Source organism: Bacteroides sp. Ga6A2, assembly GCF_000702225.1.
GTDB lineage: Bacteria > Bacteroidota > Bacteroidia > Bacteroidales > Bacteroidaceae > Ga6A1.
In genome coordinates this window covers 1-1,946 of record NZ_JNKX01000083.1, presented here as the reverse complement: position 1 = coordinate 1,946, position 1,946 = coordinate 1, and the positions used below count along the sequence as shown (strand labels likewise).

Below are 1,946 nucleotides of genomic sequence, written 5' to 3'. Positions count from 1 at the left end.
TTTGTGTTCGCCCAGCATGGGCATACTCTAACGGGTGCAAGTCCCCAAGCCGCCCTGATAACGGGAAGGCTACAGCCAAAGACAAGGGTGTCCGTGGCGACGCGGAATCTGAAGGAAGTCTGAGTCAAACATCTGCTCTGATGCACAAGAACATGATATAAGGCCGGTGCAAGTGTGGTGAGTCTGCACAAGAAGACAAAGCCCAATAGTTATCCGGAACTTGCAAAGGTAAATCATGCAGAGATAAGATGGAAAGAGTATGTTCTTAACTGGGGAGGTCTCACGGACGCGGCAACCCGACAAGTCATATGAAACTCGGAGCCGCGGAGTAACGCTTGCCGTGAGAAGTCAGCAGAGGTCATAGTACCCGGAAAAAAAGTCGGGGAAGGACCGAACCTTATTGAAACAAGTTTAACAGTAAAGATTACTCGATGAAGGAAAGAATGCAGAATACATCCGCGAATGCGCATGGCTGCCCACAAAAAGATAGGACGGCATCCGAAGGGTATGTGGGAGTGCAGACCTACATGGAGATAATCGAAGGCGAACTTGTGGAAATGCACTTTGAGGGACAAGGTCTCATGGAACAGATAATCGACTTCGCCAACCTGCGTACAGCCTACAAGCAAGTAGTTCGGAACATGGGCAAAGGCGGCGTCGACGGGATGGACGTCAATGATTTATTCACTTGGTGTCAGTCCCATATCGAAGACCTGAGGCAATCCCTCATGGACGGGACATTTGTCCCCAATCCAGTAAGGCGCGTAGAAATCCCGAAAGACAACGGCAAGAAACGTCTGTTAGGCATCCCTACGGTGATAGACCGCATGGTACAACAGGCCATCAGCCAAGTCCTTTCGCGCATCTACGAGCCGCAATTCAGTCGCACGAGTTACGGTTTCCGCCCCCGACGAGGAGCGCACGACGCACTGCGCGAAGCGAGGAAGAACGTGACCGAAGGCTACAAGTATGCCGTGGGCATCGACTTGGAGCGCTTCTTCGACACGGTGAACCAGAGCAAACTGATAGAGGTGCTGAGCCGAACGATAAGAGACGGTCGCGTAGTATCGCTGATACACAGGTACCTCCGAAGCGGAGTGATGGTGCACGGAGTATTGCTGGCAACGGATGAGGGCACGCCGCAAGGAGGCCCCCTCAGTCCGTTGCTGGGCAATATCATGTTGAATGAGCTCGACAAGGAACTCGAAAGGCGAGGACTGCGTTTCGTCCGATATGCGGATGACAGCATCATCTTCTGCAAGAGCAAACGAGCCGCCCGACGCGTCAGCGAATCCATTACGGCCTTCATCGAGAAGAAGCTCTATTTGAAGGTGAACCGCGAGAAGACCGAAGTGGGGAGTATTATAGGCATGAAGTACCTCGGATATTCCTTTTATATTATGCGCGGGGAGTGCCGACTGAGTGTCCATTCCAAGACGTACGACAAACTGCGCAAGAAACTGAAAGAGGCTACCGGGCGGAGCAATGGGATGGGTTATCAAGGCCGCAAGGAGAAGATGCACCAAATCATCCGCGGATGGATAGAGTACTTTCAGTTGGCAGACATGCAGTCGCGACTGAAATCGATAGATGAATGGCTACGCCGACGTTACCGCATGTGTATATGGAAGGCCTGGAAGAAATGCGGCACTAAGGTGAGAAACCTCATCAAGTGCGGCATAGCGGAATGGCAAGCCTACGAATGGGGCAACAGCAGCAAGAAGTATTGGCGAATTGCAAAGAGCCCGATTTTGCATCAGGCTATCAGCAAGGAGTTATTACAAAAGCAAGGCTGGCCAAGTCTGACGGACTATCATCGTATAATAGTCCGCGTGCAACAATAAGGAACCGCCGTATGCCGAACGGCACGTACGGTGGTGTGAGAGGTCGGTAAACATGAAAGCAGGAGATAAACACCTGTGATTAGTGTTTACCTCCTACTCGAT

1 protein-coding gene is annotated in these 1,946 nt (G+C 51.6%); it reads left to right on the top strand.

Annotation, left to right across the window (positions count from 1 at the left end):
• Positions 1-431: 431 nt before the first annotated feature.
• On the top strand, positions 432-1,844 hold the full coding sequence (gene ltrA / locus T538_RS0113725; protein WP_031534604.1) for a group II intron reverse transcriptase/maturase: 1,413 nt from the start codon (positions 432-434) through the stop codon (positions 1,842-1,844).
• Positions 1,845-1,946 lie beyond the last annotated feature (102 nt).